A 23721-nucleotide genomic window follows, 5' to 3' on the forward strand; every position below is an offset into this window, starting at 1 on the left:
CCCGCACCGTTCGAGTGGTGCGGGCCCTTCCCTGTGACTGCGGCAGACCGTCAGAGCGAGGGCGAACCCTGCGGCTGCGTGCTGATGCCCAGCGCGGTCGCGTACTGCGAAAGCACCAGCTTGCCGATCGCCGGATAGGCGCCCAGCGCCTCGGCGGCGGCGCAGCCGGCCTCCTTCGCGGCGGCGTCGAGCAGGCCGTCGGGCAGCTCGGGACCGACGAGATACGGCGCCAGCGCGAGCTGCACCGAGCCGGAACCGCGCAGCTGCTCGGCGATCGCGCCGACCGCGCCCTCGTGGTCGAGCGCGGCGGCCATCACCGGCACCGCGAGGCGCGCGGCCAGCAGCATGCCGGTGATCCCGGCGGCCTGGACGGCCTCGTCGCCGCCGATCGTGGCCAGGATGATGCCGTCGGCGGCGGTGGCCACGGTGAACAGCCGGGCGCGGTCGGCACGCGCCAGGCCGGCCTCCGAGAGCCGGACGTGCAGGGCCTCGGCGAGCAGCGGGTGCGGGCCGAGGACATCGGTCAGCTCGGCGGCGGCACGGCTGTCCATGAGGGCCTGGCGGATCCGGCGCATCAGGACGTTGTCGGGACCGGCGAGGAGCGGCACCACGACGGCGGCGGGCCCTTCGGGCGCAGCCACTTCACGGCCCGCGGCCTTGGCGATCTCGTACCGCTCGGTGCGCCGGGCGGCGGTCTGGGCGAGGACAGTCTCGAGCGTGGGGTACTCGACGTTGTCGCCGTCCAGGTAGCCGATGCCGACATCGAGGCCGGGCAGCTCGGAACGGGCAATGCTTATGACCTCTTCGGCCAGGCTGCGCGTGGCGGGCGCGGGGGCGCCGGGAACGGCGAGCACCAGCGCGGGCGCACCCTCGGGAGCCGCCACGGGCTCCGGGCGGCGGTGCCGCCCGGACTGGCGGGGTCGCGGCATTCGTACAGGCAGGCCGGATGCCGGCCCAGTGGGGGAGCTCATGGCGCCGCATGCTACTGGTTTTGTCTGCTCGACTGTTCGGGGAGGGGGCAGTCAAGTGTTATCTGTACGCATTTATCCGATGAATGCAGTACGCATCAACTGCCCTGCTCTGTCGGTACGTGCAGCATCGTCGGATGGCGCGGCAGCAGCAGCGAATCTGTGGCGAGCGCGGCCGCGAGGAGCACCGCTCCGGTGAGCGGATCACCGGCCGCGGACACCTCCCGCGCATGCGGCAGTTGTCCGGCCAGCTCCGCCCTCAGCGGCAGAAGCAGAGGTTCGCCCAGCCTCAACAAGCCACCGGTGAGCGCGACTTGGGGCCCTCCGGGAACCTCCGACGCCGGCGGGCACACGGCCGCGGCGGCTTCCGCGATATGCCGGGCGGCCGCCGCGAGGATGCCCGCGGACACCTCGTCACCGTCCGCCGCGCACCCGGCGACCTCCGGTGCGAAGGAGGCGAGCACCGCGGGCCGGTCGGAGCGCGGATAGAGCAGTCCCGGCAGCTCCTGCGCCGGACCGAACACCGACTCCATCCTGGTCAGCAGCGCACGCGAACCACCGCGCCGCCCGTCGTGTGCGCGCAGCGCGGCCTCCAGACCGGCCCGGCCGATCCACGCACCGCCGCCGCAGTCGCCCAGCAGATGACCATAGCCGTCCGCCCGGTGCCAGTCGTGCAGATCCGTGCCCGTCGCGATCATGCCGGTCCCTGCCGCGACGACGGCCCCGGGGCGCTGGCCGAGCGCCCCCGTGTACGCCGTGACCGCGTCGGCGGCAAGCGCAAGACGCCGTACACCCAGTGACTCGGCCAGTGCCGCGGGCAGTTCGGCACGCAGGCGCCCGCCGAGCGTCGCCATCCCCGCGGCGCCGATCGCGACGGCGGACAGGGAGCCGCCGTCTGACCGTTCCAGCAGCGTGCGCGCCATCGGCAGCAGCTGATCCAGCAGGTGCTGTGCGTCGATGCCCCCGCTGCCCGTGCGTACGGGTTCGGGTGACGCGGCGGTCTCCGCGCGCTGCGGGTGGGCGGCGTCGGCGAGCGCCGCACGCAGCCCTGAGCCGCCGGAGTCCACCCCGAGCACCCAGCTGCCGCGGCGGTCGGTCACGGAAGCCGCCAGTCGACCGGCTGCGCCCCCTGGCGTTCGAGGAGTTCATTGGTACGGCTGAACGGACGGGAGCCGAAGAAGCCGCGGTCGGCGGACATCGGGGAGGGGTGCGAGGACTCGATCGCCGGAAGATCGCCGAGCAGCGGACGCAGATTACGGGCGTCACGTCCCCACAGGACGGACACCAGCGGCTTGCCACGCGCGGCGAGGGCCCGGATGGCCTGCTCGGTGACCTCCTCCCAGCCCTTGCCGCGGTGGGCGGCGGGCTTGCGGGGCGCGGTGGTGAGCGCCCTGTTGAGCAGCAGCACCCCCTGCTGGGTCCAGGGCGTCAGGTCGCCGTTGGCCGGCCGGGAGTGCCCCAGGTCCGCGTGCATCTCCCGGAAGATGTTGTCCAGGCTGCCGGGTACGGGCTGCACCTCGGGCGCCACCGAGAAGCTCAGCCCCACCGCATGCCCGGGCGTGGGATACGGATCCTGACCGACGATCAGGACACGCACCTCGTCGAAAGGCTGCTGGAAGGCCCGCAGCACATTCGGTCCGGCCGGCAGATAGGTGCGTCCCGCGGCGATCTCCGCGCGCAGGAAGTCGCCCATCGCGGCGATGCGTTCGGCCACCGGCGCGAGGGCGTCAGCCCAGCCCGGCTCGACGATTTCTTTCAACGGTCGTGCTGCCACGGGGCGTCACTCTACTGGTGCAGCGAGCCCCCGTCTCACGCCATGGCCACCGCCCGCACACAGAGCACATCCGGCAGATGCGAGGCGAGCAGCTGCCAGCTGTCGCCGTCATCTGCGCTGGCGTACATCTCGCCGTTGCGATTGCCGAAGTACACGCCCGCCGGATCGGCGTCGTCCGTGCACAGGGCGTCCCGCAGCACCGTGCCGAAGTGGTCACCCTCGGGAAGCCCGGCCGACAGCGCCTCCCAGCTGCGGCCCGCGTCACTCGTACGGTAGACACGACAGCGACGCCCGGCGGGCACCCGGTCCGCGTCCGCCGTGATCGGGAAGACATAGGCCGTGTCGGGGCGGTGCGGATGGGCGGCCACGGCGAAGCCGAAGTCGGACGGCAGACCCTCGCCGATGTCGGTCCACTTGGCGCCCGCGTCGTCGCTGCGGTACACACCCCAGTGGTTCTGCAGATACAGCCGGTTCAGATCGCCCGCGTCCTGCGCGATCTTGTGGACGCACTGGCCGAACTCCGGGTTGGGGTCGGGCAGGAAGACTGCCTGCACCCCCTGATTGGACGGCGCCCAGCTCGCGCCGCCGTCCGTGGAGCGGAACACCCCGGCCGTCGACACGGCGACCGTCACGGACTCCGGGTCCCGGCGGTCGGTCACCACCGTGTGCACCGCCTCACCGCCGCCGCCCGGCACCCACTTCGAGCGGGTGGGGTGCTCCCACAGCGGCCGTACGAGCTCGAAGGTCTCGCCGCCGTCGTCCGAGCGGAACAGTGCGGCGGGCTCCGTGCCCGCGTACACCACATCCGGCGCGGCGGGTCCTGCCGGATGCAGCTGCCAGACGCGCTCCAGCGATGCGCCCGTGTCCTTGGGGAACTTCACGGCCGGCTTCGGCGGCTCGATCCAGGTCTTGCCGAGATCGTCGGAGTGGAAGACCGAAGGACCCCAGTGCGCGCTGTCCCCGCCGACCAGCAGCCGGGGCACGGCTCGGCGCGTGTCGATCCCGATCGAGTACACGGCCTGCGCATTGAAGTGCGGGCCGTCGAACTCCCATGTGCCGCCGCGCCTGCGGCCGATGAAGAGCCCTTTTCGAGTGCCTACGGTCAGAAGTACATCGGTCATGGCCTTGTGCCTCCAGGACGACTCTGTCGCGGATACGGGCCAGTCTGCACCTGCCCACTGACAGTGGCCCGTGGGCGGGGCTTCGTGCAGGTCAGCCGGGTTGGGAAGGTGGGAGCGAGGGGCTTTCAGTCGACGACCGAGCCGCAGGTGATGTTGAGGGCTGTGGCCGTCATCGAGCGGGCCATGTCCGAGGCCGCGAAGACGGCCGCATTGCCGACGTCCTCCAGCGAGGCCGCCCGCCCCAGCAGGGTCTGCCCCGCGATCTCCTCGGTGATCGTCTTGCCCCACTCGAAGCCCTCGGGGATCGTCTCGGGCACGCCGCCCGTCTGGAGCGTGAGGACGCGGATGCCGTGCGGGCCCAGTTCGGCGGCCAGATTCCGGCGGAGGTACTCCATGGCGCCGAACGCGACCTGGAGGCCGCCCACGAAGTGGTTGCGCGGCGGGTCGCCGTAGCCGCCGAAGGCGAGGATCACACCGGACTTCTGCCGGATCATGTGCCGTGCCGCGGCCCTGGAGGTGAGGAACATCGTGCGTACGGCGTTGTGCACCGGCTGCTCGAAGTCCGCGAGGGTCATCTCGGCGATCGGCGTCCCCTGGACATCCTCGTACGAGATGAGGTTGAAGGAGATGTCGAGGCTCCCGGCCCGCTCGGCCACGGCGTCGGCGTGCCGTTCGACCGCCCCCTCGTCGAGGGCGTCGACCTGGTCCGTCTCGGCCCGACCGCCCGCGGCACGGATGGATTCGGCCACTTCCTCCAGGCTCTTGCGGGTGCGTCCTGCGAGATGGACGCGGGCTCCCTCGCGGGCGAAGGCGCGGGCCACCGCCCCGCCGATCGCGCCGCCCCCTCCGTAGATGACAGCGTTCCTGTTCTCGAGCAGCACGATGTGCCTCCTTGGTACGCACGTACTCAGTGCAGACCGGCCCGGGCCCCGGAACTCATCGGTGCGGCCTGGGCGAGCCTGCCGGAGCTGTTCAGGCTTCGCAGCGCGGCGGCGCAGCCGAGCCCGAGTACGAGCAGCGCGAGCCAGGGAAGCGCGGGGACACCTGCCTCGCGCGCGGCGTCGAGCGACGAACCCGCGCTGCCCCTCGGACTCGATGCGTGTTTCGGTGCTCAGGCGGATCGGTGCGTATCGATGCTCAGACGGAGCGGTGGTACTGCTCGGGAACATGGACCTCGCCGCCGAGCTCGCGGGCCGCGTGCCGCGCCCAGAACGGGTTGCGCAGCAGTTCGCGGCCGAGCAGCACGGCGTCGGCCTCGCCATTGGCGAGGATCTTCTGCGCCTGCTCGGCATCCGTGATCATGCCGACCGCGGCGACCGGGAGTCCCGTCTCCGCCTTCACCCGCGCGGCGAACGGCACCTGGTAGCCCGGGCCGGTCGGGATGCGGACCCGCGGGGCGTTGCCGCCGGTGGAGACGTCGAGCAGGTCGACGCCGTGCTCCTTGAGCAGCGAGGCGAAGCGGACCGTGTCGTCGGCCGTCCATCCCGCCTCCTCCAGCCAGTCGGTGGCGGAGATACGGAAGAAGAGCGGCAGCTCCTCGGGCCATACCGCGCGCACCGCGTCGACGACCTCCAGGGCGAAGCGTGCGCGGTTCTCGAAGGAGCCGCCGTATTCGTCCTCGCGCTTGTTGCTGTGAGGCGAGAGGAACTCGCCGATCAGATAGCCGTGCGCACCGTGGATCTCGGCGATGTCGAAGCCGGCGTCCAGCGCCCGGCGGGCAGCGTCCGCGAACTGCCCGGTGATCTCCGCTATCTGAGCAACCGTCAGCTCGGTGGGCACGTGGTGTCCCTCGTCGAACGGCAGCGGGCTGGGCCCGACCGGCTGCCAGCCGTGCTCGTCGGCGCCCACCGGTCCGCCGCCCTTCCAGGGGCGGTCGGTCGATGCCTTGCGGCCGGCGTGCGCCAGCTGAATTCCGGGGACGGTGCCCTGGCTCCGCAGGAAGGAGGTGATCCGGCGGAATGCCTCGACCTGGGTGTCGTTCCAGATACCCAGGTCGGCGGGGCTGATCCGGCCCTCGGGGCTGACCGCGGTCGCCTCGGTGAGGATCAGTCCCGTACCGCCGGCGGCGCGGGCGGCGTAGTGGGCGAAGTGCCAGTCGTTCGGGGCGCCGGCGTCCTGCCCGGACACCTCTGCCGAGTACTGGCACATCGGCGCCATCCAGGCGCGGTTGGGGATGGTCAGCGATCGCAGGGTGTAGGGCTGGAACAGCGCGCTCACGGCGACTCCAATCGAGGCGGGACCCGGTTATGTCTCGTACGATACCCATCGTAGTACGGGGGGTGTCAAACTACGAGAAGTCTCGTACAAGACGCCACCGGGCCCCTGGCTCAGAGAACCTTCGAGAGGAACGACTTGGTGCGGTCGTGCTGCGGGTTGGACAGGACCTCGCGGGGGTGGCCCGCCTCGACCACCACGCCGTCGTCCATGAACACCAGGGCGTCGCCGACTTCGCGGGCGAAGCCCATCTCGTGGGTGACGACGATCATGGTCATGCCGTCCTCGGCCAGACTCCGCATGACATCCAGGACGTCACCCACCAGTTCCGGGTCGAGCGCGGAGGTCGGCTCGTCGAAGAGCATCAGTTTCGGCTCCATCGCCAGCGCGCGGGCGATGGCGACGCGCTGCTGCTGGCCGCCGGAGAGCTGGGACGGGTAGTTCCTGGCCTTGTCGGCCAGGCCGACCCGGTCGAGCAGACGCCCGGCCCGCTCCCTGGCCGCCGCTTTCGACTCGCCGCGCACCTGTACCGGTGCCTCCATCACGTTCTCGATGGCCGACATGTGCGGGAAGAGGTTGAAGCGCTGGAAGACCATGCCGATGTCGCGCCGTTTGAGGGCGACTTCGCTGTCCTTGAGCTCGTACAGCTTGTCGCCCTTCTGTCGGTAACCGACCAGTTCGCCGTCGACCGACAGCCGTCCGACGTTGATCTGCTCCAGGTGGTTGATGCATCGCAGGAACGTCGACTTGCCGGAACCGGAGGGGCCGATCAGACAGAACACTTCGCGCGGAGCGACCTCCAGGTCGATGCCCTTGAGGATGTGCGCCGCGCCGTAGGACTTGTGGACGCCCTCCGCCTTCACCATGGCGCTCATGCGAGGCCTCCCTTCGGACGGCCTGTCGACAGCAGAGCGGCCTTGAGCTTCTGGTACGGGGTGGACGGGAGGCTGCGCGTGGAGCCGCGCGCGTAGTACCGCTCGATGTAGTACTGGCCGACGGACAGCACCGAGGTGAGGATCAGATACCAGGCGGCGGCGAGGAAGAGCATCTCCACCGGTGCTCCGGATGTCTGCCCGATGTCCTGGGAGTACCGCAGGAGTTCGTAGTACTGAACGGCGGAGACCAGCGAGGTCGTCTTCAGCATGTTGATGACCTCGTTGCCGGTCGGCGGCACGATCACACGCATCGCCTGGGGCACCACGATCCGGCGCAGCGTCCTGGCGTGGCTCATGCCGAGCGCGTGCGAGGCCTCGGTCTGGCCCTCGTCGACCGAGAGCAGACCGGCGCGGCAGATCTCCGCCATGTACGCGGCCTCGTTGAGCCCCAGGCCCAGCAGCGCCGTCAGGAACGGCGTCATGAAGCTGGACCAGTAGTCCTTGTAGAGGGGTCCGAGGTTCATGTACTCGAAGACCAGACCCAGGTTGAACCAGACCATCAGCTGGACCAGGACCGGGGTCCCGCGGAAGAACCAGATGTAGAACCAGGCGATGGAGGAGGTCACCGGGTTCTTCGACAGACGCATCACGGCGAGGAGCAGGCCGCCGGCCACGCCGGTCAGCATCGACACGACGGTCAGCAACAGGGTCTGGCCGACGCCCTTGACGATGCGGTCGTCGAAGAAGTAGTCCGGTACCGCTGCCCAGTTGATCGCTCCCTGGCTGAAGGCGTAGACGATCGAGACGAGGGCGGCGACGGTGGCGAGGGCGGAGACAAAGCGGCCGTAGTGGCGGATCGGGACGGCCTTGATCTGGTGGAGTGCGGCGGCCGGCCCCGGCGGCGCGGAACCGGCCGGGGACGCCTTGTCGAAATGGACGGACACGAGGGTGCCTTTCACGGAGGCAGGCTGACAGGGAGGTGCGCGGGCTCAGGAGCCGCCGTTGGTCCTGCTCTGAGTCACCGCGCCGTCCTCGACGCCCCACTTCGAGATGACCTTTGCGTACTCGCCGTTCTTGATGACCGCGTCGAGGGCGGCCACGAGCGCGTCCCGCAGCTGGGTGTTGGACTTGGCGACAGCGATGCCGTACGGAGCCGCCGACACCTGCTCGCCGACGAGCTGGAAGTCCTGGCCGCCGCCCGAGGTCTGCACGGCGTACGCGGCGACGGGGAAGTCGGAGGCCCCGGCGTCGGCACCGCCGCTGCGCAGCCGGGTCTGGGCCTGCTGGTCGTTGTCGAAGGCCTCGATGGCGAGCTGCCGGCCGGCCTGGCACTTCGCCGACTGGGCCTTGGCCAGGTCGTGGGAGACGGTGCCGCGCTGTACGACGACCTTCTTGCCGCACAGGTCCGACCAGGTCTTGATGCCCAGGTCCTTGCCCTTGCCGGTGTAGACCGAGACACCGGCCGTGAAGTAGTCGACGAAGTCGACACCCTCGCCGACCTTCTTCTTGGTCGTCGCGTCGACGCCGTTCTGCCGGTCCTTGGTGTCGGACATCGCGGACATGGCGATGTCGTACCGCTTGGACCGCAGACCCGTGAGCAGCGTGTCGAAGGTCGCGTTCTCGAACACGAACTTCACACCGAGCTGCTTGCCCATCGCGTCCGCCAGATCCGGATCGATGCCGACGGTCTCACCGGTCTTGTCCTTGAACTCGACCGGCGGGTACGCGATGTCGGAGCCGACCCTGATGACCTTGGAGGCCTGAATCGGCTTCGGCAGCTGAGAGAAAAGGGGCGCCGACTGCCCCTGGGCCGCGTTGGCCGCCGTGGTGCCCTTGGTCTGGTCTCCGCAGGCGCCGAGCAGCAGCCCGGCGGCGAGTGTCGCGCAGGCGACGGCAAGGGTCCGGGGCCGACAGGAAACCGGGCGGCGTATTTCTCGTGCGGGCATGGTTGGGGTCCTCCTGAGGTGGTTGCGGTCTCAGCTGTGTGCGGGGGTGTCGACGACGCGGAAGGTGGCCAGATCGGGGTCTGCCGCGCCTCGTACGTGTCCCGTGGGTGCGGCGACAGTGCGGTGCAAGAAATCGACGAGCTCGGGGGTGATGACCTCGCCGGGGAGCACATTGGGGATGCCGGGCGGATAGGCGGCCAGGGTGTCGGCGGAGATACGGCCGACGGCCTGAGCGGCGGGCACGGCACGGCTGGGGGAGAGGAACGCATCGCGGGTGGTCATACGGACCGGGCCCGGGTCGGGCAGGCGCAGCCGCAGTGGTTCCGCGGAGTGGACGAGATCGTCCGGAAGCGCGTGGAGGGCCTGTGCGAAGCGCTCGGCGTCGGGGGCGGAGCCCGCGCCGACCACCGCCACGATCGCCGCGTCGGTCGCCACCTCCACGAGGATGCGATGGTGCTTCATGAGCTGCCAGCGCGCCTCATGGCCGGAGATCCCGCCGGACCGGGTGTTGATCGCGACGCGCAGCGGATCGGCGGCGGCGATGTCGGCGAAGCGCCCGAAGTCGTCGCTGACCACCGAGAACCGGCCCGTCGCATGCACGGCGGCGCGCATGTTGCCGGCCGCGTCGACGGAGGCGGAGATCGCGCCCGCCTCATTGACCAGGGTCTGCCGCGCGGTGTCCAGCGAGGCGAGGAGCAGGGAGCTGGCGCTCGTCGACTGGGTCAGCCGGAACACGCGGTCGACGAGAGGCTCCAGCACATCCGCGAACGGCCCGTCGGCCAGATGCAGCATCGCGGACTGCGTCAGACTTCCACCGAGCTTGTGCGTGCTGGAGATGACGATGTCCGCACCCTGCGCGAGGGCGTTGGCGGGCAGGGCCGGGTGGAAACCGAAGTGGGCGCCCCACGCCTGGTCGACGATGAGCGGAACGCCGGCCCGGTGTGCGACCTCCACGAGGGCAGGCACATCGGCGACCGCCCCGAAGTAGCTGGGTGTCACGACATACGCGGCTGCCGCGTCGGGGTGGGCGGCGAGCGTCGCGGCGAGATCGTCGGCGGTGATGCCGTGGGCGATGCCGAGCGAGGCGTCCACAGACGGCTGGACGAACGCGGCCTTCTGGCCCGAGAACACCAGGCCGTCGATCACGCTGGAGTGCACGCTGCGCTGGACGACAAGCGTCTCGCCGAGGGCCCGCGACACCAGGGTGGCCATGCGATTGCCCTGCGAGGCCCCATTGGTGAGAAACCAGGTGCGCCGGGCTCCCCAGGCCTCGGCAGCCAGGACGAGTGCGCGGTCCAGCGGGCTGCCCGGCCCGAGGTCGATTCCGTCGAGCAGCGGAGGGACGTCGAGCGCCAGCGGTGCCGTGCCCACAAGACCGGCCAGCGCGCCGAAGCGCTGCGGGGCGGCGCTGTGCCCGGGGACGTTGAGCCGCAGCCAGTCGGTCTCGGCGAAGGCGCTGAGGGCCTCGGCGTACGGTGCGCCGAGCTGCGCCTCGGTCGGGCGGCGGCGGGTGGCCGGGAGAGCGGTACTCGTGGTCATGCCGGAGACAGTGACAGCCCTCTGGACTAAGCAGAAGGCTTCAGTTATCTGTAGATGTACAGGGAACTTCTACAGCTAGGTACTCCGGTGTTCGAGCTCCGCCATCTCCAGGTACTGCGGGCCATCGCGCGGGAGGGCTCGCTCGCGGCGGCCGCGCGATCCCTGCACTACAGCCACCCGACGATCGCCCACCACCTCACCACCCTTGAGGCGCACTTCGACGCGCGGCTGGTCTACCGGGGGCCGCGCGGCACGGCGCTCACCGAAGTGGGGGAGGCCCTGCTGCCGCATGCCGAGGCCATCCTGGAGCGGGTGCTGCTCGCCGAGCGCGAGACCCGCGACATGGTGACGCACGGCGCCACCGCCCTGCGCGTCGGGACGTTCCCCACGGCGGGCGCGCTGCTGCTGCCGCCCGCGGTCAGGACTCTCCACGAGGCGGGGGTGCATGTCTCGCTGACCGAGGGCGAGCTGCCCGAGCTGCTGCGTGGGCTGCGCGAGCGTGAGCTGCATGTGTCGCTCGTCTTCTCCCAGCCGGGCGACCGCCTCGATCTGGACGAGGAGTTCACGGTCCACCCGCTCCTCGAAGACCCCTTGCTCCTCGTGCTGCCGGCCGATCATCCGCACGCCGCCCTGGAACAGGTCCCGCTCGACTCCCTGAAGGACGACAAATGGATCATGGGGACAACGGACTGGGACCCCTGTGACCGTGTGCTCTCGTGGGCCTGCGCCCAGCACGGCTTCGAGCCCGTGCACGGGATGCGAACGGACGACTACGCGGTGATGCAGGGTTTCGTGGCCGCCGGGATCGGCGTCGCGCTCGCCCCGCGGCTGGGGCTGAGCAATGCCCGTCCGGACATCGCCGTACGGCCTGTCGCGGGCCCGCCGCTGGCGCGGCAGATCGGGGTCGCGATGCTCCATGCGACGGCGGCGCGCAGTGCGGAGCAGCTGCTTACCGCACTGCGCGCCGAGTCGGCGCGTATCCGGTCGGCCTGGTAGGCCCGGAACGCGCCGTAAGGACAGAGGAGTTGACCGCTACGCGCGGATCTCCTGGGTGCAGCACTTCGCCCCGCCGCCCGCCTTGCGGAACTCCGAGAGATCCACCGGAATGGGCTCGTAACCGTGCGCTGCGACGTTCTCGATGAGGCCCGTCGCGTCCTGCGCCATCACCACATGGCGGCCGTCGGAGATGGAGTTGAGCCCGAAGGCCAGTGCGTCCTGCCTGGTGGATATGACGGCGTTGGGGAAGAGCTTCTCCAGGACCTTCTGGCTCCCCGCCGAGAAAGCGCCCGGATAGTAGGCGATGTTGCTGTCGTCGAGAGCGAAGAGCGCCGTGTCCAGATGGTAGAAATGCGGATCGACGAGGTGCAGGCTCACCGTCGGCGTGCCGAAGAATTCCTGGGCCTCGTGATGGGCCGCCGGGAGCGTACGGAAGCCCGTACCGGCGAGAATGAAGCCGCCGACCGGGGTGAAGTCCCCTTCCCCTTCGCAGGTATGGGACGGAACGAGGGTCTCGAAACCGGCGCTTTCGAACCAGGTCCGGTAGTGCGCAGCCTCCGGCTGCCGCTCAGGTGCGTGGAATTGCGCGCCGAATGCCCGGCCGTCCATTACGAGCGCCGAATTGGCCGCGAACACCATGTCGGGAAGATCGGCGACGGGCTCCATCGTCTCGACGACATGACCCAGCTCGCGATACAGGGATACGAGAGCGTCCCACTGCTTATGGGCCAGCGCGACGTCGACCGGTTCCTGTGAAGTCATCCAGGGGTTGATGGCGTACCGGACGTCGAAGTGCTCCGGGGGGCAGACAAGATACCGGCGCTGCTTCGCAGTTCGGATGGACGGCATCCTCGGCTTCCTTTCATAGGGCGGGGGGATGCCTTCAACGCTAGGGAGGGTGACGCACAGCGACAAGACGAATGACTTGCGTGCAGGGACAACTATGTTGCGTTTCCGGGGCTCGGACCCACCACTTGTTACGTCATCTCCGGTGAGATGCGTCCGGATCCGGCCTCGGGGCTGCCCGGCAGGAGGTGAGTGAGCACGATGAAGCTGTTGGTGGCCTTCACGAAGGACTCGGACCGGATCCGTTCGAGGACGTCTTCGAAGTGCGCCACATCCAGCGCCCTGATGTGCAGGATCGCGTCGGCCCGGCCCGTGACGGTGACGGCCGACTGGATCTCGGGGTGACTGCGGACCACCTCCGCCAGCCTCCTCGGCGGAGCGGCGTCGTCGCAGAACACCTCCACGTATGCCTCGGTGTGCCAGCCCAGCGCCGAGGGCTTCACCACCGTGGTGAAACCGGTGATCACCTCTTGCTCCCGCAATCGGTCGACCCGGCGTTTGACCGCGGGCGCCGACAGGCCGATCGACACGCCGATCTCCCGGAGGCTCGCCCGCGCGTCGGCCATCAGGGCGGCGATGATCTTGCGGTCGAGTTCGTCCAGGTCAGCTCCGCGCCGGGACATGGGCAGCTCCTTTGTTCGCGGTGATCCTGTCACCCGCCACCGCGTGGCGCCTGCGCGGCTCTGGCCTCGGGCTCGTACGAGATCAATCGTATTACGGCGAGTGTCAAACTACGAAAGGTCTCGTACAATGGAGGCCCCGACGAAGTGGAGCCGCCGTGACCACCGCGACAAGCCCCCGCGTGCTCGCTCACCCCACGCGCGACGAGATCCGCCTGGAGGGTGTGCTCCACGCACTCGCCGATCCCATGCGGCTGCAGGTGGTCCGCGAGCTCGCCACCGCCGAGGGGCCCCTGTCCTGTTCGTACTTCGACCTTCCCGTCACCAAGTCGACGACCACGCACCACTTCCGCGTGCTGCGCGAGAACGGCGTGATCCAGCAGATCTACCAGGGCACGGCCAAGAAGAACGGCCTGCGCCGCGAGGACCTGGACGCGCTTTTCCCCGGCCTGCTGGACAGCATCCTCGCGGCGGCGACAGGCCAGGCGGAACGCCACGGCGACGAGTAGGCCGGCCCGAACCCGGGGGCTTGCTCCCAGTCACCTCCCGTCGGCCGCGCTCAACAGCCCCGACCAGTCAGGGATCTTGACGGACCGTCGCCCGAGCGTCTGCCCCAGCGTCGCCTCCGCCACCTCGATCGCCAGCCAGCCCGGCCATTGGACGGGGCTGTGCCCCGACTCTCGCAGCACGGCCAGCGGATCGGCCGCGACCGGGCGCAGCGCCAGCGTCGCCGCATCGTCGAGCAGAGAGAGCACCGTCTCCTTGGCACACGGCCTGTTGGTGCCGATCACCCCCGTCGGGCCCCGCTTGATCCAGCCCGCCACATACTCGCCGGGCGACGGAACCCCGTCCCGCAGCACCCGGCCCGCGGCATGCGGCACCGTGCCTCGCCACTCGTCGAAGGGCAGCCCGGGCAACGGCACACCGCGGTAGCCGACCGCCCGCAGCACCAGTTGCGCCTCGATCTCCTCGTAGGCCCCGGTGCCCCGCACGCCCCCTTCGCCGTCCGGAACGGTGCGCTCGAACCGTACGCCCCCCACCCGTCCCATCCGCTCCAGCAGCTCCACCGGGCGCAGGAAGAACCGCAGATGGATCCGCCGATCCCGGCCTTCGGAGGGCTGTGCCGCCCAGCCGCGTACGACATCGAGGTTGCGCCGGTTGACCGCGGGCAGCGCGGCCGCGGCCGAGGCATCCGCGTACGCCGGGTCGAGGGCCAGGTCACCGGGATCGACCACCACGTCCGCCGAGGGCAGGGAGCCGAGTTCCCGCAGCTCCTTGGTGGTGAACTTCGCCTGCGAGGGACCACGTCTGCCGACCATGTGCACCTCGCGCACCTGGCTGAGCGCGAGCGCCCCGAGCGCGGCCTGCGGAACATCCGTGGGGCGCAGCTCGTCCGCGCCCCGCGCCAGGATGCGGGCCACGTCGACGGCCACGTTCCCGACACCGATCACGACGGCCGAACGGGCCGCGAGCGCAAAGCCGTTGTCCGCCGCGTCGGGATGTGCGCTGTACCAGGAGACGAAGTCGGTGGCGGAGTGGCTGCCCGGCAGGTCCTCGCCCGGAATGCCGAGCCTGCGGTCCTTCGCGGCTCCCACGCAGTACACGACCGCGTGATAGAGCTCGAGCAGCTGCTCGGGACCGAGCCCGTGCGATCCGACCTCCACATTGCCGATGAAGTCGATCCGGTCGTGCTCCAGCACGCTGCGCAGATTGTTCTGCAGCGACTTGATCTTCTCGTGGTCGGGCGCGACTCCGTAGCGCACGAGTCCGTAGGGGCAGGGGAGCCGGTCGAGTACGTGGACCCGCACATCGGGCACCCGGCTCTGCTGGACGAGATCCTGCGCGGCGTAGACCCCGCTGGGTCCCGATCCGACAACGGCGACGCGAAGCACAGCTGCGCTCCTTCCCGCAGGGGGACTCCAGCATCGCACCAGGGTGCGGGGCTGGGGAGATGAGCTGACGGGGTGCCTTGCGGCGGAACGGCGTGCGTGCCGCCGGGGAAGCAGATGATTTGGCTGGTTACGTGCTAATTGTGCAAGAAACTACGTTTCTTAACGGTAATGATCAGTATGACCCTGATGAGACGCTGCCCTATCCACCCGTCTGGGAGCTGCATGGTGCCGGGAGGGTCACCTCGGAGCCCGGCGGGCACGACATCTCTTCGCCCTGGTTCAACGTCCTGCTGACCTTCGCCGACGGCGCCCGGATCGACGTGGTCGCCGTCGTCGCCGACGGGCGGATCGCCATCGAGGACCTGCGGGCCGACCCGCCACTGCCCCTGGAGGGCCTCGCGGTGCTCGCGGACCGGATCGAGGACCCGCTGGAGGACGCCTGCGGGGTCGCCGCGCAGCAACCCGGACCGGTCGAAAAGGAACCGGCGGACACACCGATGCCCGGCCGTCGCCGGGCCCGGCCCGCAGTACCGCGCGGCAGCGCCGGCCGACGGATCGCCGCCGACGTCTACCGGGCTGCGCAGCAGGAGGGCCGCGACCCCGTACTCGCGGTGATGGCCGCGACCGGGCGCAGCCGCCGCAAAGCGCTCCGGCTCATCGCGGGTGCCCGGGACAAGGGCTACCTCGCGCCCCGCCACAACCGCCGCCGGACGCCCCCCGAAGCCCCCGGTCCTGCGGCCCTGCCACACCCCTCGCAGCTGCCTGTCACATCGAGCGCATCCGGTTGATCTCGCTCGTCTGCTGGGCGATCACATCGTTGGCCATCTCCTCGATCAGGACGTTGTTCCCTTCCGAGAGGACTTCGGTGGCCATCGTGAGTGCGCCCTGGTGGTGAGTGATCATCAGTTTCAGGAAGAGTTCGTCGAACGCCTTGCCCTTCGCGGCGCGCAGCTGCGCCAGTTGGGCGGCGGTGGCCATCCCCGGCATGGCGGCATGACCATGGTCATGACCCCCCGAGTCTGCTTTCCCCTTGTCCCCTCCGTTGGTTTTCAGCCAGCCCTGCATCGCGCCCATCTCCGGCTTCTGTGCGGCAGTTATCCGCTCCGCCAGCCGCTTGACCTGCGTGGATTTCGCCCGCTCGGGCGCCAGCGCGCTCATCTCCAGGGCCTGGCCATGGTGCGTGATCATCATCTGCGCGTAGGAGAAGTCCGCCGCGTTGGGGGTGTCGTCGGGTGTGGCCTTCGCGGCGTCCTCGGCGGAGAGAGTCTTGGCGGGCTCACCCGGCTTGCCCGGCGCGATCACTGACGGTCCGGCAGCCCCCTTGGCCTTGGCCGGAGCGTCCGAGTCCGACTCGCAGGCGCCCAGGGTGAGTACGGCGGCAGCGACCGCGGCAGCGACGACCGATCTGCGGACACACGCGGTCCTGCGACGGTTCAACACGGTGACCTCCTGTGGCACTTGGGGTATTCGGGGACCGTCTTAGCACTCTTCCGCACGCGGATGATCAAAAACTTTCATTACGTCTCTGTTGCCATCTGTTGTGATGTACATGGAAAGGAAGATACTGCCGGGGTCCGTGAACCGTTCAACTTCGAACGGATACAAGGGAGGACACCGCAGTGACCCTGTTGCACACCACCCGAGTGCGGCGCAGACGACTGGGCGTGGCGGCAGCCGCGGCCGGGCTCATCGCCACCCTGCTGACGGCCGGACCCGCGGCCGCCACGCCCGACCCGGGGGACACTCCCGCCCAGGGAACGGTCTCATCGGGACAGGCTGCCACCACCAAGTCGGCCATCGAGAGCGGCGAGATACCCCCTGTGGATGCGGTCGTCCACAGCGACAACATCGAACACCTGATCAACATCCCCAAGGACGCCCTCAAGGGCACCAACTCGGACCTCGCCTTCCAGGGCAAGTACGCCTACGCGGGCAACTACGACGGCTTCCGGATCTTCGACATCAGCAACCCGAAGGCCCCGAAGACCGTCGCGCAGGTCCTGTGCCCTGGATCGCAGAACGACGTCACCGTCTCCGGTGACCTGCTCTTCCTCTCCACCGACTCCTCGCGCAGCGACAACTCCTGCAACAGCACCACGCAGCCCGCGACGGAGAAGTCGTCCTGGGAGGGCATGAAGATCTTCGACATCAGCGACAAGCGCAACCCGAAGTACGTCGCCGCCGTCGAGACCTTCTGCGGCTCGCACACGCACACCCTGGTGCCCGAGCGCCGCAACGTTTACATCTACGTCTCCTCGTACTCGCCGAACGCGACCTTCCCTGACTGCCAGCCGCCGCACGACGGAATCTCCGTCATCAAGGTGCCGCGCAAGGCCCCCGAGAAGGCGGCGGTCGTCAACTTCCCGGTGCTCTTCCCGGGCGAGGGCCCCGACGGCGGCGGCAACCCCGGCTCGCCCACCAATCCGGGCGTCTCCAAGACCACCGGCTGCCACGACATCACGGTGCTCCCCTCCAAGGACCTGGCCGCCGGCGCCTGCATGGGTGACGGCATCCTGTTCGACATCAAGGACCCCGAGCACCCGAAGGTCATCGATCAGGTCCAGGACAATGTGAACTTCGCGTTCTGGCACTCGGCGACCTTCAACCAGAAGGCCAACAAGGTCATCTTCACCGACGAGCTCGGCGGCGGCGGCGCGGCCACCTGCAACGCCGCGATCGGTCCGAACCGCGGCGCCGACGGCATCTACGACATCGTCGGCAGGGGCGACCACCGCAAGCTGGTCTTCCGCAGCTATTACAAGATCCCCCGGCACCAGGCGGACACCGAGAACTGCGTGGCCCACAACGGCTCGCTGATCCCGGTCAAGGGCCGCGACATCATGGTCCAGGCCTGGTACCAGGGCGGCGTCTCCGTCTGGGACTTCACCAACTCGAGCAAGCCCAAGGAGATCGCCTACTTCGAGCGTGGCCCGATCAGCACGGACACGATGGTGACCGGCGGCTCCTGGTCGGCGTACTACTACAACGGCTACATCTACTCGAACGACATCGCCAAGGGCTTCGACGTGCTGAAGCTCCACGACCGGCGGACCGATCCGGCGAAGCGGGTGCGGATGGACGAGCTCAATGTCCAGACCCAGCCCGACTACTTCGACGACTTCGACCGCGACTGAACAAGCGGATCGACAACGGTGTCATCAGGCGTTCCGCCGAGCGAGTCCTCGTCCGGCGGAACGCCGAGCTCCCAGTCGAGCCCGTAGCGCTGGAACAGCTCCGCGCGCAGCCGCGACAGCGGCATCGGCACGCCCGGCAGCAGAATCGCGAACACCGCTCCCATCAGAAGCGCCCGCAGCAGCGGATAGTCGGCTTCGACGTTCGGCGATCCGTACCGCTCCACCGTGTCGCGCAGCAGGGCCGCAAGCCGCTGCTGCTCCGGGCACTGCCTGAACCCGTCGGCCTGCAGCACCCCCGACATGTGCGTCCGCATCAGTACCGGATGGTCGACCGCAAGCCCGAGAATCGCGTCGATCGCCCGAGCCAGCCGCTCCCGCCCGTCGTCGGTCCGGGGCTCGCGCTCCAGCGCGGCTTCGAGTGTGAGGTACATCAGGCGGTGCACGGCCGACTGCAGGAGCTGCCGCTTGCCCGGGAAGTAGTACGAGACCAGACCGCGCGCCGAGCCTGCTCTGTCGGCGATGTCGGCCAGCGTCGTGGCCTCGTATCCGTGCTCTCCGACCAGCTCCACGGTCGCCTGCAGAAGCCGCTCCCGGGAACGCCGACGAAGTTCTTCGTTGACCGATGCGCTTCGCGGGGACATGCTTGACTCCTGCGTTGACTGGCTCTGAGCCAATATACTCAGCGCATGCTGCTGCGTGGCCTTCAGGGCCTGGTCAGCAGCGGTAATGCTGCCCGAACCGGGCGACGCGGGGGATCGTCCGGTTCGGCTGGCTTTGCCATGTCTTCAGTGTGCTCCTGTGTGGCGATTCGCCGGTTTCCGCGGCTTTGTGCCCTGGGCTGATCCGTGGATTCACCCGACGAGTCCGAGCACCGGGCGCAGCCCCGCCGGACGTTCCCCGACCGGCAGATGGTCCACGAAGTGGACAGCGCATCCCAGATCCTCGGCACCGGCGTCCGCGTCTCTGCTGTCGCCGACCATCAGAACGTCGGCCGGGTCCTGGCCCAGTGCCTCGCAGGCCGCGCGGAAGAGCCGTACATCCGGCTTCTGCACTCCGTGCTCGTAGGAGAGGGTGTACGCGTCCACCCACCCGTCCAGACCGTGGGCGCGGAAAACCGGTCGTAGATCCCAGCCGATGTTGCTGACCACAGCGATGCCCACACCCCGCTCCCGCAGCGTGCGCAGCACCTCGGCGGCGTCGGGGTAGGGGCGCCAGGCGGCGGGCGTCTTGTGGCGTTCGTAGAGCGCGTCGTACAGGCCCGGGTCGGGCAGTTCCACCTGGCGGGCGAGCCCCGTGTACGCGGCCCGGTGCCGCTCCATGCTCTCGTCGCGGGTCGCCCACAGCTCTGTGAGATGAGCGGGCAGCCGCTGCGGGGACGAACCGCCCGGCAGTGCCCCGGCAGCCGCCAACTGCTCTGCGTACCGGGTCAGTTCGGCCTCGGGGAGCTGGTTGCCGCGCGCGGTGAGGACCGCGTGCAGCCAGTCCCGTGCCGACTCGATACGGAAGAGGGTTCCGGAGAAGTCGAAGAGCACACCCTTGATCGCCATGGCCGTGATCCTCGCGGGGTCAGCGCTCCCGGGACAAGACCGCACGCTCGTACGCCGCGATCGACAGGGCGACCCAGCAGGCGCCCAGCAGCCAGCCGCCGAGCACGTCGGACGGCCAGTGCACGCCGAGGTAGAGCCGCGTGAAGCCCACGCCGACGACGGAGACGGCGGCGGCAGCGACGCCCAGGATCCAGAGCGGGCCCCGGGCTCCGTACCGCCTGAGCAGCCACAGCAGGAGCCCGCAGCTGATCATTGCCGTCATTGCATGGCCCGACGGGAAGGCCGCGTTGTGTGCCGAGTCGACCGGATCGGGCCACTGCGGCCGCTCGCGGCCGACGGCGGACTTCAGCCCCTGCTGCACAAAGGTGCCCACCGCGCTCGTCACCGCGATCCACGGCGCGAGCAGCCACTCCCTGCGCCACAGCAGCCAGACGACGGCTACGGCGATCAGCAGGCGCATCGTCCAGGGGTCCCACACCCAGTCGGTGAGCACCCGGTTCACGTGGGTGAGCCCCGGCTCATCCACCGCCGACCGGTGCAGCGAGTCCGCGACCGTCCGGTCGAAGGAGAGAAGGGGCGCCCAGGAGACCGCGACCAGGATCAGCAGCACCGCCGAGAGAGCGGCGAGCAGCGCGCCCGTACGGGCTGCTGCCGGGACCGGGATGTGCGCCGGCGAGGTGGGGCGTGCTGCGCGCGGGAAGTCCATGGGCAAGATCCTCGCCCCCGGCCGGCGCACGGGGCTAGCCCAGCGCGCGCAGTCCGGGCACGAATGCCACAACCAGCGGGACCGCCGGGACGAGTGCGGCGGCCGCGGTGAGCCGCAGCCGACGGGCCGCGGTCAGCCGCGGCACCGGCGTCAGCAGCCGGTTCACCCGCTGCGGCAGCTGGGCGTCCGGAGTGGGGCAGGGACCGAACACCCCTCGGTCCTCGTTGAGTTCGACCAGCGCCAGCGCGATCGTCACCCGGCCGAATCGCCTGGAGGCGACATCGTCGGCGGCCAGCTCGACCAGGCGGTGCATCTCGTCGCGGAACGCCGCGAACACCGGGATCTGCGGAAAGCCGCCTGCGAGCGCGGCGGAACAGTGCAGCAGCCAGTCGTGCCGGGCCCGCGCGTGCCCCTGCTCGTGGGCCAGTACGGCATCGAGCTGACGCCCCTTCAAGCGGCGCAACGCAGCCGTGGTGATGACCAGTTGGGGAGCGGCGCCCGGCAGCCACCAGGCGTCGGGCCGCTCGCCCTCCAGGACGACGAGCGGTTCACTGCCGGGCTCCTCGCCCGGCATCAGGGGTGAACGCACGAACAGTTCCGTGCGCCGCCGCTTGCGCCGGACATGCGACCGGTAGATCTCCCGGGTGAGCATCGCTCCCGTCCACAGACCACAGGCGGCCAGGATGACGGCGAGGGCGGCGGACCATGGTTCGTCCGCGCCGAGCGCGTATGCCTCCATCACGCCGCTCGGCGCCGAGGCGAAGACCTGCCCCCGCACCAGCTGCCAGGCCGCGGCCGCGCTGAAGGTCATCGAGAGGGCGAAACAGAGCAGTACGGCCGCCACCACGCACTGCCAGACCCACAGTGCCACCACGGGCTCCCGCTCCGGCCAGTCGGCACGCGACACAAGTCGCGGGGCCACGACGGCGGCCAGTGCGCCGAGAGCCAGCAGCACGAGGGAGACCAACATGTTGTCAGCCTATGAGCGGGGAGCTACTTGCGGGTATGGCCGGGCACGCCAAGTGACGTAGGACACGGCTTCGGCATCGTGCGCCGGCAGAGGGCTCGCAGGGGACTCAGAGAGTGATCAGCATCGCCAGCATGGCGAGGCCCATGGCGAGTCTGCAGGCAGGCGCCAGTTCGGCGCGCGCGCCCCAGGAGACCGTCGCTGCGCCGCCCGCGGGGGCGGGCACGGGTATCAGCCGGATGCCCGAGCGCAGCACGTACACGGTGTAGTACGCCAGAAGGCCACCGGTGAGCAGCGGAACCCCGGCGGCCGCATGCGAGGCGTGGGGACCGGCGCCGGATGTCATCTCCACCGCCATGTAGACCATGGCGAGGGAACCGACGAGATGGTGCAGATGGTGGGTGCTGCGGCGGGCGGGCCACAGGGCGCGCAGGGCCGCGGCGCCGAAGACCGTCGCGTACACCACCCACGCCCAGTCGGGCGGCGCGAGCACCGCAGCGGGCACCGCCATCGCCGCCATGCCGAGCCCCATCAGGGCCTCGCCGCCGGCCGCCTCGCGTGCCTCGCCGGAGCAACTGCGCATCCGCACCAGGCAGTACGCCCCGGTGGCCGCGCACAGCGCCACGAGCAGCCAGCCGGACGTCGCGGGTCCGTGCACGGCGTACCTCCCCCTCGGACGGCGTCAAGGGAGTCGATGCCCGGCCCCCGAGGGGCCTACACGAGCGCACGGGGGCGCTGGGGGAGCGCGGACCGGGGTGCGAGCGGGCGCACGCGGCCCGCGCCCGCGGCCCGTCGCAACGCGTCGAGCGAAGCCGTCTCAGGGGCGGGAACGCAGCGGGTGATCCGCCGGAACCTCGACCATCGCGATCCGGTGACCGTCCGGGTCCGCGATCCACATCTCGATCAGTCCCCACGGCTCACGGAGCGGCGGCCGCAGCACTTCGACGTCGAGCCCGGTGAGCTCGGCGTGCACGGCGGCCGCGTCCTCGACCTGGAGCCAGAGCTGTACGGTCGGCGACGGGGCCTCCGCCGAGCGCCCGGACACCTCCAGAAAACCGCCGCCGAGGAAGTAGACCGTGCCCCGATCGGGGCCGGTGCCGAATTCGCGGTAGACGGGCAGACCGAGTGTCTGCCCGTAAAAGCGCCGGGAGCGCTCCGGATCGGCTGGGCGCAGAAGGATCCGGCTGCTGAGCACATGAACCATGGCCAAACCCTAGGGCGGGAGGCCCGGGTTAGTCTCGGGGCACATGCAGACAGTCGAGAGGGGAGTCCGCTTCATGGACACCGCACCACTCCGGGACTCCGGCGAGCTCACCTACCGTGACGCGGTCGGGGCCGATGTGCCGGCGCTCGTGCCGCTGATCGAGTCCGCGTACCGAGGTGACGCGAGCCGGACCGGCTGGACCACCGAGGCGGACATACTCGACGGCCAGCGCACCGACCCGGAAGGCGTCCGCGAGGTCATCACCGCCCCCGGCAGCACCCTCCTCGTCGTGGAGCGGGACGGCGAGCTGGTCGCCTGCTGCCAGCTCGAACACCGCGGCGACGCAGCCTACTTCGGCATGTTCGCAGTCCGCCCCGAGCTCCAGGGCGGAGGCCTGGGCCGTCAGATCATCGCCGAGGCGGAGCGCAGCGCGCGTGAGCGCTGGGGTGTGAGCGAGATGCACATGACCGTGATCTCGGTACGGGACGAGCTGATCGCCTGGTACGAGCGCCGCGGTTACCGCCGTACGGGAAAGCTGAGCCCCTTCCCGTACGGCGACGAGCGCTTCGGCCTCCCGCAGCGTGACGATCTCGCCTTCGAGCTCCTCGTGAAGGACCTGGACGTGTCCTAGGCCGTGAAGCGGCCGGTGCGCCGGATCTCGGGGAAGTCGGTGGTCGCGCCATCGAGTTCGAGTGCGCGCACCAGCCGCAGATGGTCCTGGGTGTTGACGACCCACCCGATCACCTGAAGTCCCTCGCCGTGCGCGTGCTCGACGGTCTCCAGGGTCAGTCTGCGGATGTTCAGAGCGAGCGAGGCGGCGCCCACGGTCTTCGCACGGTCCACGATGTCGGCGCCCCAGCGGCTGGCGATCAGCGCGGTCCGTACACCCGGCACCAGGCCCGCGATCTCGGCGATCGCGTCGTCGTGGAAGGACGACACCTCGACGCGGTGGACGAGATCGCGGCGGAGCATCACATCGGCGAGCGCCCGGGCCGCGGCCACATCCTTGATCTCCACCTGGAGGGGGGCCCGTACGGCGTCGAGGACCTCGTCGAAGACCGGCACACGCTCGCCGCTGCCCGCGTCGAGCTCCCGCAGCTCGGCGAGGGTCTTCTCGGCGATCGGGCCGTTTCCGTCGGTCGTACGGTCCACGTCGGCGTCATGCATGACGACGAGCGCGCCGTCCTTGCTGAGATGCAGATCCAGTTCGATGGCGTCCATGCCGGACTGTTCGGCACGGATGAAGGAGCGCAGGGTGTTCTCCGGCTCGACGCCCATGACCCCGCGATGACCGATGGTGAGGAAAGTCAAGATTCTCTCGCTTCCGTCGACGGCGGCTCCCGCGCGGCGCATCCCGGCAGCCGCACGGCAA

The 23721-nt window shown here is 69.9% G+C and carries 26 protein-coding genes; 5 read left to right on the forward strand and 21 right to left on the reverse strand.

Features of this window, described 5'->3' with window-relative positions; translation table 11 throughout:
* Positions 1–50: 50 nt before the first annotated feature.
* The 10 genes from ABZS64_RS09910 to ABZS64_RS09955 all read right to left on the reverse strand — a co-directional run bounded on the left by ABZS64_RS09910 (position 51) and on the right by ABZS64_RS09955 (position 10437).
* Complete coding sequence (locus ABZS64_RS09910) at positions 51–971, reverse strand: hypothetical protein (protein WP_355825724.1); 921 nt, start codon at positions 969–971, stop codon at positions 51–53.
* A 95-nt stretch (positions 972–1066) separates the two neighbouring features.
* The gene (locus ABZS64_RS09915) at positions 1067–2068 is read right to left on the reverse strand and encodes a BadF/BadG/BcrA/BcrD ATPase family protein (RefSeq protein ID WP_355825727.1); all 1002 of its coding nucleotides are present in this window, start codon (positions 2066–2068) and stop codon (positions 1067–1069) included.
* Positions 2065–2742 (reverse strand): uracil-DNA glycosylase, encoded by a 678-nt coding sequence (locus tag ABZS64_RS09920; protein WP_355825729.1) that lies wholly within the window; start codon positions 2740–2742, stop codon positions 2065–2067. The genes ABZS64_RS09915 and ABZS64_RS09920 overlap by 4 nt, the downstream gene beginning before the upstream one ends.
* A 35-nt stretch (positions 2743–2777) precedes the next feature.
* On the reverse strand, positions 2778–3863 hold the full coding sequence (locus tag ABZS64_RS09925) for an exo-alpha-sialidase (protein ID WP_355825731.1): 1086 nt from the start codon (positions 3861–3863) through the stop codon (positions 2778–2780).
* A 125-nt stretch (positions 3864–3988) separates the two neighbouring features.
* Entirely contained in the window at positions 3989–4744 is a 756-nt protein-coding gene (locus ABZS64_RS09930) for an SDR family oxidoreductase (protein WP_355825734.1), read from the reverse strand.
* A gap of 256 nt (positions 4745–5000) precedes the next feature.
* Positions 5001–6080 (reverse strand): NADH:flavin oxidoreductase/NADH oxidase, encoded by a 1080-nt coding sequence (locus ABZS64_RS09935; protein ID WP_355825737.1) that lies wholly within the window; start codon positions 6078–6080, stop codon positions 5001–5003.
* Between the two features lie 110 nt (positions 6081–6190).
* On the reverse strand, positions 6191–6943 hold the full coding sequence (locus tag ABZS64_RS09940) for an amino acid ABC transporter ATP-binding protein (RefSeq protein WP_355826055.1): 753 nt from the start codon (positions 6941–6943) through the stop codon (positions 6191–6193).
* Positions 6944–6948: 5 nt separating this feature from the next.
* The gene (locus tag ABZS64_RS09945; protein ID WP_355826058.1) at positions 6949–7824 is read right to left on the reverse strand and encodes an amino acid ABC transporter permease; all 876 of its coding nucleotides are present in this window, start codon (positions 7822–7824) and stop codon (positions 6949–6951) included.
* 117 nt (positions 7825–7941) lie between these two features.
* Positions 7942–8898 carry an ABC transporter substrate-binding protein gene (locus tag ABZS64_RS09950; RefSeq protein WP_355825740.1) on the reverse strand — a complete coding sequence of 319 codons (957 nt, stop codon included), beginning with the start codon at positions 8896–8898 and terminating at the stop codon, positions 7942–7944.
* A 30-nt stretch (positions 8899–8928) separates the two neighbouring features.
* Positions 8929–10437, reverse strand: a complete 1509-nt coding sequence (locus ABZS64_RS09955) for an amino acid decarboxylase (protein ID WP_355825743.1) — start codon at positions 10435–10437, stop codon at positions 8929–8931.
* Between the two features lie 87 nt (positions 10438–10524).
* Between ABZS64_RS09955 and ABZS64_RS09960 the strand changes: the two genes are divergently transcribed.
* Positions 10525–11433 carry a LysR family transcriptional regulator gene (locus ABZS64_RS09960; RefSeq protein ID WP_355825745.1) on the forward strand — a complete coding sequence of 303 codons (909 nt, stop codon included), beginning with the start codon at positions 10525–10527 and terminating at the stop codon, positions 11431–11433.
* A gap of 36 nt (positions 11434–11469) precedes the next feature.
* On the opposite strand, the gene ddaH is transcribed toward ABZS64_RS09960, so the two are convergent.
* The gene (ddaH, locus tag ABZS64_RS09965) at positions 11470–12282 is read right to left on the reverse strand and encodes a dimethylargininase (protein WP_355825747.1); all 813 of its coding nucleotides are present in this window, start codon (positions 12280–12282) and stop codon (positions 11470–11472) included.
* A 128-nt stretch (positions 12283–12410) separates the two neighbouring features.
* A complete protein-coding gene (locus ABZS64_RS09970) occupies positions 12411–12902 on the reverse strand; it encodes an Lrp/AsnC family transcriptional regulator (protein WP_355825750.1) in 492 nt (163 codons plus the stop codon).
* A gap of 155 nt (positions 12903–13057) precedes the next feature.
* Between ABZS64_RS09970 and ABZS64_RS09975 the strand changes: the two genes are divergently transcribed.
* The gene (locus ABZS64_RS09975; RefSeq protein WP_355825753.1) at positions 13058–13408 is read left to right on the forward strand and encodes a helix-turn-helix transcriptional regulator; all 351 of its coding nucleotides are present in this window, start codon (positions 13058–13060) and stop codon (positions 13406–13408) included.
* A gap of 30 nt (positions 13409–13438) precedes the next feature.
* On the opposite strand, the gene ABZS64_RS09980 is transcribed toward ABZS64_RS09975, so the two are convergent.
* Complete coding sequence (locus ABZS64_RS09980; protein WP_355825756.1) at positions 13439–14791, reverse strand: FAD-dependent oxidoreductase; 1353 nt, start codon at positions 14789–14791, stop codon at positions 13439–13441.
* A gap of 140 nt (positions 14792–14931) precedes the next feature.
* Between ABZS64_RS09980 and ABZS64_RS09985 the strand changes: the two genes are divergently transcribed.
* Complete coding sequence (locus ABZS64_RS09985) at positions 14932–15579, forward strand: DUF6214 family protein (RefSeq protein WP_355825759.1); 648 nt, start codon at positions 14932–14934, stop codon at positions 15577–15579.
* Here the strand turns inward: ABZS64_RS09985 and ABZS64_RS09990 are convergent.
* Positions 15557–16231 carry a DUF305 domain-containing protein gene (locus ABZS64_RS09990; protein ID WP_355825762.1) on the reverse strand — a complete coding sequence of 225 codons (675 nt, stop codon included), beginning with the start codon at positions 16229–16231 and terminating at the stop codon, positions 15557–15559. The genes ABZS64_RS09985 and ABZS64_RS09990 overlap by 23 nt on opposite strands.
* Positions 16232–16410: 179 nt before the next feature.
* Between ABZS64_RS09990 and ABZS64_RS09995 the strand changes: the two genes are divergently transcribed.
* Positions 16411–17925 (forward strand): hypothetical protein, encoded by a 1515-nt coding sequence (locus ABZS64_RS09995; protein WP_355825765.1) that lies wholly within the window; start codon positions 16411–16413, stop codon positions 17923–17925.
* Here the strand turns inward: ABZS64_RS09995 and ABZS64_RS10000 are convergent.
* From ABZS64_RS10000 to ABZS64_RS10025, 6 genes are all read right to left on the reverse strand, one after another.
* Complete coding sequence (locus ABZS64_RS10000; RefSeq protein WP_355825768.1) at positions 17898–18566, reverse strand: helix-turn-helix domain-containing protein; 669 nt, start codon at positions 18564–18566, stop codon at positions 17898–17900. The genes ABZS64_RS09995 and ABZS64_RS10000 overlap by 28 nt on opposite strands.
* Positions 18567–18776: 210 nt before the next feature.
* The gene (locus ABZS64_RS10005; RefSeq protein ID WP_355825771.1) at positions 18777–19472 is read right to left on the reverse strand and encodes an HAD-IA family hydrolase; all 696 of its coding nucleotides are present in this window, start codon (positions 19470–19472) and stop codon (positions 18777–18779) included.
* 19 nt (positions 19473–19491) lie between these two features.
* Positions 19492–20178 carry a phosphatase PAP2 family protein gene (locus ABZS64_RS10010; RefSeq protein ID WP_355825774.1) on the reverse strand — a complete coding sequence of 229 codons (687 nt, stop codon included), beginning with the start codon at positions 20176–20178 and terminating at the stop codon, positions 19492–19494.
* A 34-nt stretch (positions 20179–20212) separates the two neighbouring features.
* A complete protein-coding gene (locus tag ABZS64_RS10015; RefSeq protein WP_355825777.1) occupies positions 20213–21148 on the reverse strand; it encodes a M48 family metalloprotease in 936 nt (311 codons plus the stop codon).
* A 106-nt stretch (positions 21149–21254) separates the two neighbouring features.
* Positions 21255–21803, reverse strand: a complete 549-nt coding sequence (locus ABZS64_RS10020) for a DUF5134 domain-containing protein (RefSeq protein WP_355825780.1) — start codon at positions 21801–21803, stop codon at positions 21255–21257.
* 159 nt (positions 21804–21962) lie between these two features.
* Complete coding sequence (locus tag ABZS64_RS10025; protein ID WP_355825783.1) at positions 21963–22349, reverse strand: VOC family protein; 387 nt, start codon at positions 22347–22349, stop codon at positions 21963–21965.
* Positions 22350–22422: 73 nt separating this feature from the next.
* On the opposite strand from ABZS64_RS10025, the gene ABZS64_RS10030 reads away from it, so the two are divergent.
* Positions 22423–22980 carry a GNAT family N-acetyltransferase gene (locus tag ABZS64_RS10030; RefSeq protein ID WP_355825785.1) on the forward strand — a complete coding sequence of 186 codons (558 nt, stop codon included), beginning with the start codon at positions 22423–22425 and terminating at the stop codon, positions 22978–22980.
* On the opposite strand, the gene ABZS64_RS10035 is transcribed toward ABZS64_RS10030, so the two are convergent.
* The gene (locus ABZS64_RS10035) at positions 22977–23660 is read right to left on the reverse strand and encodes a glycerophosphodiester phosphodiesterase family protein (RefSeq protein WP_355825788.1); all 684 of its coding nucleotides are present in this window, start codon (positions 23658–23660) and stop codon (positions 22977–22979) included. The two genes, ABZS64_RS10030 and ABZS64_RS10035, sit on opposite strands and share 4 nt — an antisense overlap.
* Between the last annotated feature and the right edge of the window lie 61 nt (positions 23661–23721).

The organism is Streptomyces sp. NPDC005408 (assembly GCF_040606445.1).
Classification (GTDB): domain Bacteria; phylum Actinomycetota; class Actinomycetes; order Streptomycetales; family Streptomycetaceae; genus Streptomyces.